This is a genomic window from Pantoea sp. ME81, assembly GCF_903970985.1.
GTDB lineage: Bacteria > Pseudomonadota > Gammaproteobacteria > Enterobacterales > Enterobacteriaceae > Pantoea > Pantoea communis.
The window spans coordinates 1-7,270 of the sequence record NZ_CAJCKS010000211.1; the positions used below are offsets into that span (position 1 = coordinate 1).

Consider the following 7,270-nt stretch of genomic DNA (forward strand, 5'->3'; position numbering starts at 1 on the left):
CTACATCACCTTGCTGCTGGTGGCACGTCACCCGCAGGGGGAACCGCAGTTGATGGAGCCGGAAAAGTGCGAAGGCTGGCAGTGGTTTGCACCTGAAGCCTTGCCGCAGCCGCTGTTCGCGCCGCTGCGCACATGGATTGCTCGCGATGGCTTAGCCGCGTTGCAACATCTCGCACAGGTTACAGCGCGATAATCGCCTCAATCTCAACCTTCAGATCCGGTGAGAACAGCTGGCTAATTTGCACCAGCGAACTGGCGGGTAGATGCTCGCCATAATGCTTAAAGAGTACGGCCCGCAGATCATTAATCTGGGCAAAGGAGGTGATGAAAATGGTCACTTTAATCAGATGGCTCAGCGAGGTATTTTCGGAAGCCGCAATCAGGTGCAACTGCTGAAAGATAGCCTCAGCCTGTGAGGCAATATCGCCTTGCTGCGCGGGTGTGGCAAAGGCTGTTAAACCTGAAACATATAAGGTATCGCCATGCTTCACCGCGTGCACATAGGGCGCTTTCACTTCGCCCAGTTCCGGGTAATTTTTGCGTATTAACATCGATTGCTCCTTAATCCAGTTTTAACACCATCACCGTGACGTCCTCATCGGCGATATTTCGCTGTTCCACGTCCTGCCAGCCAAAGCGGCGATACAAGGCCTGTTGGTCAGGTGTATACAGCCAAAGTGCAGGGATCGATTTTGCTCGCGCTTCGGCAATCAGGCGGGTCACTAATGCACTGGCCAACCCTTTACCGCGATGTTCGCGGGCGGTGATCACTTCACCCAGCCAAAATTCACGCTCGGGGATATCACTCAATTCGTAATGGATGATGCTGGCGGTCGCCATTAACTCGCTTTCGTGCGTGGTGGCAAACAGCGTCATCGTTTGGGCATCAGCGGCATTGCGTGATTGCAGCCGCTGGCGGATCACATCGCGGTCATGCCAGTTAGGTAGCTCGGACCATTCGCGGTGTAGCATGTCAGCAATTTCATCATGGAAATGTGACATCTGGGCCAGACAGTGTATCTGCATCCATCATTCTTCAAGGCTAACAAAGGAGTCAAACAACATAACCGTTAACCTCGAAAGGAACCAGGCTATTTGCCTGGTTCTTATGCTTAGGTTGTCTGGTTGGCCACCGCCACCGCATCTTCCCCGGCGGGAATGCGCATCGGTGCGTTGGGATCGGTTGCCGCTTGCCATATCGCGGCGGCGACATCTTCGGCTTTGGTGGTGGGCTGCGGTTGGTGCATGCTTGCCATAATACCATCCAGCATCGGTTGATAAGCCTCGAGGAAGGTCTCTTCCATGCGCGGCATAGCGTTTTTGCCGAAATCGGTGGTGGGTGCCAGGCCCGGTAACACCAGTCGCACATTAACATTAAACGGCTGCAACTCCAGCGCCAGTGATTCGGTAAACGCATTGACGGCGGCTTTGCTGCCGGTATACACCGCCAGCAGCGGCAGGGATTTCAGCGTCACGGTGGACGTCACGTTGATCACCGTACCGCCGCGTTTGGCGCGGAACTGAGGCAGCACCGCCTGCGTCATGGCGATAGTGCCCAGCGTGTTAGTCTCAAACACTTCGCGTACCGTGGACATCGGCGTGCCTTCCAGTGAGGTCAGCACACCAATCCCGGCGTTGTTCACCAGTACGTCGATTTCGCCTGCGTCAGCGATTGCCCGTTTGATGCTTTCTGCATTAGAGACGTCCAGCGGCAATAAACGTAAATTTTCCGAAGTCGGGAATAGCTCGGGGCGAGGATGACGCATAGTGGCAATCACCTTCCAGCCGCGTTCCAGGAAATAGATCGCGGTGGCGTGTCCGAAGCCAGAAGAACAGCCGGTGATAAGGATCGTTTTCATCTTTCACTCCTGCATTGCATTGCATTGGGTAGATGCTCACTATAGAGTCAGTGAGATGGACTCACTACAATGCAAAGTCCATATTTCATTTGCAGGAGTCCATAATGATCGATCCCCTTGCTGAGATAGTGTCACTGCTGCAACCTCAGGCGGCCTTTTCCAAACGTGCACGCGCCAATGGTCGCTGGCGCGTCAATCGCAGTGAAACCGGACAGCCGTTTTACTGCCTGGTACTGGCTGGGCGCAGTCAATTGAAGATGAAAGGGCATGAACCCATCTCACTTGAGCAGGGCGATTTTGTCCTGATCCCAGCGGCGTGGGAGTTCTGCATGAGCAGTGCCGAGCCACCCGATGACGATGCGCCTGAAACACTACCCGAAATGCTTAGCCCCGGTGAATTCTGGATTGGCGATCAGCAGCAGCCTGCCGAAGTGCAAACGCTGATTGGCTATTGCCAGTTTGGTGCGCCTGACGCGGGATTGATCGTCTCGCTGTTACCCCAATTTATTCATATTCGCGGGGAGTCACGGCTGACCACACTGGTACAACTGGTGATGGATGAGTGTCGTGCGCAGCGTCCTGCTCGCCATGTGGTACTAGAACGCCTGCTGGAACTGCTGCTGATTGAGGCGCTGCGTTCGATGCCAATCTGTCATGCTTACCCTGGCGTGATGAGTGGTTTAGCCGACGAACGTCTGGCGGCGGCCATCCGCGACATGCACGCCAACCCGGCGCATCCGTGGACTGTGGCGCAATTAGCCAAAGTTTCCGCGCTATCCCGTTCGGCATTCTTTGTGCGTTTCCGCGCAGCAGTGGGCGTAGCGCCGATGGTTTATCTGCTCACCTGGCGCATGGCTTTGGCCAAAAATTTACTGCGTGGCAAAAATATGGCGGTAGCGGATGTCGCAGAACGCGTCGGCTATCGTTCCGCCAGCGCGTTTAGTGTGGCCTTCACCCGTTATGTGGGGCAACCGCCCGCATGGTTTGCCGCTCAACAGGAAATTTAGCGGAACAGCTTAAGATTGCCCGTCAAACCCGTAATTTTCTTTTTAGGGCCAATCAGACCAATCGCAACCAGCTCTATATGGTCACTGTGGGCGCTGGCAATCCGCTCGCCGTACTCCTCGTAAGTTTTGCAGGACTGCGCCAGCGCACTAAACGGCATCGCGAAGATCTCTGGGTCCGCGTTGCTTGCCTTTTGCAGTTCACGCAGATAGCCACCTTCCGCCAGCAGCACAGGCAGGGGAGCATAAATCACACCGGGATAGTTGAACCCATCTTCACTCTGCAAATCCGGGCCGACGATATGATCAATCAGCTTGCCAAAGCTGATGCCGATGACGCTGGCTGCATTCAGCGCCAGCCCGGTGGGTAACTGGTTGTCGATGATGAGTGTGCAGCGATGTTGATGAGGATCGAATTGCATGGGTAACTCCGTAAGCGACTGAGATAAAGCGCCATGGTGGCTGAGGTGAAAATTATGCGGCAGGCAGTGAGAAAAGTGCTTGCGGAGTTCATTGAAAAAAGCATTCATTAAGGATGAATATTCCTGTTTAACGCTATTAATGGAAAGGATTAACCTAAAATGAGTTTGAGCAAGACAGATATCCAAATACTGGAACATTTGCAGCGGGACGCACGTGTGACGAATCAGGATCTCGCGGATGCCATCGGCCTCTCTGCATCACCGACATGGCGCAAAGTGCGCAAACTGGAAGAGGATGAGGTGATTCAGGGCTATCGCGCCGTGCTCAATCGTAGAAAGATTGGCCTGAATGTAATGGTGTTTGTGCGTGTCACCATCGACAGCCATAGCGAAGCCGAAGCGCGTAAATTTGAAGCAGAAGTGACCGCGCTGGAAAATGTGGTCTCCTGCTACAGTATTGGCGGCGATGCAGACTTCCTATTGCAGGTGGTATCGGCAGATATGGATGCCTATGCGGACTTTGCGATGTCGGTGATTCGGCGATTGCCGGGTATTAAAGAGATGCAGAGTATGTTCGTGTTGAAGGAAGTGAAAGGGATGACGGGGTTGCCTTTACTGCCCTGATTTTACGGGTAATTATCCGTTTAAGTGGGTTACCGTAAAGAGAACAATGGCAACGGTGCCCAAGGATCGCGATATAACGCGGAGGTGAAATGAGCGTTCTGACAGCTGAAGAAGGTCTGCATTTTTTTGGGGTCGCTACGGGAAGCGACCCCAATGTTTTAAATTCCCAACGGTAACTGCCCGGTTACAATGGCCATCCCAATAAAGATAAAGAACATTGGAATTGACCATTTAAAGAATGTTTTTTGATAGTCACCAAAACTCATCTCGGTTCGGCTCATCAACAGGAAAAGCCATGGGACTGTTGGACTGGCATAACGTAATGCTTGTCCCATAAAAGAGGCGACGCCAATTTCAGTGGGAGTGATGCCAAACGACTGCGCAATCGGTGCAACAACCGGTAAAATACCAAAATAATAGGCATCTACTGGCAATGCATAACAAGCAATCGCACCAATAAATGAGAACAATAGTGCAGTATGACTTCCCATTGATTCTGGAATCAGACTCGCCATATGTTGTGCGACGGCTGCAGACATACCGCTGCCATTAAATATTCCGAGAAAACATCCAGCAGCGATGATTAATGATGAAACGGCGACGGCATCCCCGCCGTTTTCAATAATACGTGTGCGTTGATCGGCTGCCGAATAGTTGACTGTTAAAGCCAATGCAGTACCGACAAGGAAGACCATTGCACCACTTGCCCATCCCATGATTAATATCACCAATAATACAATCGTGAGTATTAAGTTAAATAAAAACAGTTTGGGACGTTTTAGTTCTTTGTCATGATTCTTAATGACGTTAACCATGTCATCGATTTGCTGAGGTGTGACAATGGCTTTTTTGCCTTTTTCATAACCTAAACGTTTACGCTCTTTTGTACCCATGACATAGGCCATGAAGAATACGTAAATAAATGAAACACCCAGTATGGGCAGTATGGCTACGAAAAGGGTATTGACCTCAAGATGAAGCACTGCGGCTGCACGCGCCAGAGGGCCGCCCCAGGGTAGGCAGTTGCCCAGCCCACAAGGCAGAATAATCAACATGGCAAGATTGGAGAGTTTCATACCCATTTGTTTAAATAGGGGTATAAAAGCCGTGGTGATGATAAGAATAGTTGTGGTTCCATCCCCATCTAAGGTAACGACTGAAGAGGTAAAGGCAGTGACCAGGATAATCTTCAGCGGATCACCATTAGCTTTGCGAATGAGATAAGTACAAAGCGGATCAAACAAGCCGACGTTCATCATTAAGCTGAAATAAAGAACGGCAAATAGAATCATTATTGTCGGATTGACTGTCCCCAATGAGATTTTCCCACTCTCATTCTGAGAATAGAATAACCCTTCTTTCATCCAGGTGAGCAGTTTATCTAAAGGGATTCCGCTGCTCAGGCAAAGTACAACGCCCACACAGAGTGAAACCACAATTAGTCCAGTGAAGGGTGAGAGTTTTTGTTTTATCACGAGGATAAGAAATGCTGCGATCAGCACGTAGCCTAGAATCGTTACCATCTAAGCGTCTCCATAATTTCATTTTTTATAATGTGTAGGGTACGATGTTTTAGAATTACTTTTGTTCTGCCAGCAATTCCGTTACCCACGAGGGGGCGAGGTTAGGTAGCGGCAAATTATCTTCTCGACAGCGTGCATATTCATGAATAGCAGCGCGTCTCTCATCTTCATACGCGGCCTTTTTTTCTGCGATGGTTAAAACTGCTTCCACCTGATCGCGAGGAATAACCGTTACACCATCGCAATCACCCACAATCAGATCACCGGGAACCACTTCAACGCCGGCACATTGAACTACTGTGTTGATTTTTCCGGGGCCGCGTTTAATGGGGCTGCGCTGCATAATGCCACGTGAATAAACGGGGATGGTCAATTCAGCAAGTCCGGTCTTATCGCGCACATATCCATCCATCACTACGCCACTCAGTCCAACGGCTTGTGCGGCACCCACCAGTAGATCGCCAATATAGGCGCGTTCAGGATAATTTTTACCGGCAATGACCAGCACATAGCCAGGCTGCGACTGATAAATCGCGACATGGATCGGGAAATTATCGCCATCCTCGGTGTCTACCGTGCATGCCGTGCCGACCATGACTTTGCGGTCATCAAGTGGGTTAAGACCGGCATCCATGCAGCCGTTACGTGGAATGTCCAGGCTTTGCATGCCATCACATAATAACGCCGGGCTCAATGCGCGAGCACGATCCAGCAATGATTGAGGGATAAGTTCGGGTAAGGCTTTATAAGCAGTCATGATTATCTCCATTAGTGTGTTTCACCAGTATTCGGATCGCGTCCTGGTAAGGCATATCGCTGCCGTTCGCGCCGAGAAGGCTTTTCCAGTCATCTTTAGCCAACCAATCTAGCTTTCGTTGTGTGGCTTCAGTCATTTCGCTATTAACGCCGACCCCTTGTAATGTGGCTAAAGCATCACGCATTTCGGCACTGCGGCGGGCAGCATGAATAAAAGTGCGGGCAGTGAAGGTGTTGGCGAGTTGCTGAATAGTTTTACCCTCCAACGATTCAGCCAGTGATGCAGCGAGGGTATCTACGACGCCAAATTTCTCTGCACCCTGAAAAGCTTCAATGAAGAGCTGTGGTAAGCCTTTCATGACAACACTCTTCAGCATTTTGATAGCAGAGGCTGCTCCTGCTTCTCCATTCAGAATGCTAAGGCGCATGCCATAGACACCGAAAGTTCCATGAAAGCTGTCAGCACCATCGCCGGCGAGCAGCATAGGGACACGATGTTGATTGCCCGGAACGGTGCCCATTACTGCAGCATCGCAAAAGCGAATGCCGTGCTGTTTTGCGAGAGCAGCAATATCTTGCTTAACGGTGGGTGCGGACGAGTTCATATCAACATAAACCTGGTTAGCACGCAGGCGTGGGATGAGTTGTTTTGCGATAGACAAAGCGCTTGTCGCGCTCGTCAGGCACAGAATAAAACGCGCATTGATGCGACTGACATCCTCCGATGAGTCCAGTAGTGTCACTTTCGTATCTTGAGCGCGTTGCTGAATCTGTGGCCCGAAAAGCGGATGATTGGATTGCACATCATAGGCTGCCATCTCCAATTTTGCGCCCGAACTATGCAAACCACTTGCTATCTGCCATGCGGCTTCACCAAAACCAATAAATACTAAATCCATACAACATTCCTTTTCGTGGTCAGTAAGGGGATGGGGCAAGGAACGTGCCAGAAGAAGAGGAGTGGAAAGGAAAAAAGCATGTTGATAATTTTTATTGAGAATATTCAGCAATATACCGTGTTAAATAATTGTGTTTATTAAGTTTTAATTATGTTGACCTGGATCGCATATCGATCTCGTGGA

At 50.5% G+C, this 7,270-nt stretch carries 9 protein-coding genes and 1 pseudogene; 3 read left to right on the top strand and 7 right to left on the bottom strand.

All coding sequences use genetic code 11. The features are described from left to right. Positions 1-193: pseudogene (locus H7A81_RS24145) on the top strand (DNA mismatch repair protein MutT); the annotation flags it as partial. On the opposite strand, the gene H7A81_RS24150 reads toward H7A81_RS24145, so the two are convergent. The 3 genes from H7A81_RS24150 to H7A81_RS24160 form a co-directional block, all read right to left on the bottom strand. Continuing rightward, on the bottom strand, positions 180-551 hold the full coding sequence (locus tag H7A81_RS24150; protein ID WP_160834509.1) for a RidA family protein: 372 nt from the start codon (positions 549-551) through the stop codon (positions 180-182). The pseudogene H7A81_RS24145 and the gene H7A81_RS24150 overlap by 14 nt on opposite strands. 10 nt (positions 552-561) lie before the next feature. Beyond that, a complete protein-coding gene (locus H7A81_RS24155) occupies positions 562-1,026 on the bottom strand; it encodes a GNAT family N-acetyltransferase (RefSeq protein WP_182058961.1) in 465 nt (154 codons plus the stop codon). An 86-nt stretch (positions 1,027-1,112) separates the two neighbouring features. Then, complete coding sequence (locus H7A81_RS24160; RefSeq protein WP_182058962.1) at positions 1,113-1,859, bottom strand: SDR family oxidoreductase; 747 nt, start codon at positions 1,857-1,859, stop codon at positions 1,113-1,115. Between the two features lie 104 nt (positions 1,860-1,963). On the opposite strand from H7A81_RS24160, the gene H7A81_RS24165 reads away from it, so the two are divergent. Beyond that, positions 1,964-2,866: an AraC family transcriptional regulator gene (locus tag H7A81_RS24165; RefSeq protein ID WP_160867675.1), complete on the top strand. Its 903-nt coding sequence runs from the start codon at positions 1,964-1,966 to the stop codon at positions 2,864-2,866. On the opposite strand, the gene H7A81_RS24170 is transcribed toward H7A81_RS24165, so the two are convergent. Beyond that, entirely contained in the window at positions 2,863-3,285 is a 423-nt protein-coding gene (locus H7A81_RS24170) for a DUF2000 domain-containing protein (protein WP_034829808.1), read from the bottom strand. The two genes, H7A81_RS24165 and H7A81_RS24170, sit on opposite strands and share 4 nt — an antisense overlap. Positions 3,286-3,444: 159 nt before the next feature. On the opposite strand from H7A81_RS24170, the gene H7A81_RS24175 reads away from it, so the two are divergent. Further along, complete coding sequence (locus H7A81_RS24175; protein WP_182058963.1) at positions 3,445-3,909, top strand: Lrp/AsnC family transcriptional regulator; 465 nt, start codon at positions 3,445-3,447, stop codon at positions 3,907-3,909. A 158-nt stretch (positions 3,910-4,067) separates the two neighbouring features. Here the strand turns inward: H7A81_RS24175 and H7A81_RS24180 are convergent, their stop codons facing one another. From H7A81_RS24180 to H7A81_RS24190, 3 genes are read right to left on the bottom strand one after another with little or no spacing between them, the layout of a single operon-like run. After that, positions 4,068-5,432, bottom strand: a complete 1,365-nt coding sequence (locus tag H7A81_RS24180) for a CitMHS family transporter (RefSeq protein WP_182058964.1) — start codon at positions 5,430-5,432, stop codon at positions 4,068-4,070. Between the two features lie 55 nt (positions 5,433-5,487). Beyond that, complete coding sequence (locus H7A81_RS24185; RefSeq protein ID WP_182058965.1) at positions 5,488-6,189, bottom strand: RraA family protein; 702 nt, start codon at positions 6,187-6,189, stop codon at positions 5,488-5,490. Further along, positions 6,176-7,087: a DUF1932 domain-containing protein gene (locus H7A81_RS24190; protein ID WP_182058966.1), complete on the bottom strand. Its 912-nt coding sequence runs from the start codon at positions 7,085-7,087 to the stop codon at positions 6,176-6,178. Before H7A81_RS24190 ends, H7A81_RS24185 begins: the two co-directional genes overlap by 14 nt. Positions 7,088-7,270: the final 183 nt, after the last annotated feature.

Excerpts from the sequence above, each read along its gene's own strand:
- H7A81_RS24150 (WP_160834509.1), bottom strand. The coding sequence starts at position 551 with ATGTTAATACGCAAAAATTACCCGGAACTGGGCGAAGTGAAAGCGCCC.
- H7A81_RS24155 (WP_182058961.1), bottom strand. The coding sequence starts at position 1,026 with ATGCAGATACACTGTCTGGCCCAGATGTCACATTTCCATGATGAAATT.
- H7A81_RS24160 (WP_182058962.1), bottom strand. The coding sequence starts at position 1,859 with ATGAAAACGATCCTTATCACCGGCTGTTCTTCTGGCTTCGGACACGCC.
- H7A81_RS24165 (WP_160867675.1), top strand. The coding sequence starts at position 1,964 with ATGATCGATCCCCTTGCTGAGATAGTGTCACTGCTGCAACCTCAGGCG.
- H7A81_RS24170 (WP_034829808.1), bottom strand. The coding sequence starts at position 3,285 with ATGCAATTCGATCCTCATCAACATCGCTGCACACTCATCATCGACAAC.
- H7A81_RS24175 (WP_182058963.1), top strand. The coding sequence starts at position 3,445 with ATGAGTTTGAGCAAGACAGATATCCAAATACTGGAACATTTGCAGCGG.
- H7A81_RS24180 (WP_182058964.1), bottom strand. The coding sequence starts at position 5,432 with ATGGTAACGATTCTAGGCTACGTGCTGATCGCAGCATTTCTTATCCTC.
- H7A81_RS24185 (WP_182058965.1), bottom strand. The coding sequence starts at position 6,189 with ATGACTGCTTATAAAGCCTTACCCGAACTTATCCCTCAATCATTGCTG.
- H7A81_RS24190 (WP_182058966.1), bottom strand. The coding sequence starts at position 7,087 with ATGGATTTAGTATTTATTGGTTTTGGTGAAGCCGCATGGCAGATAGCA.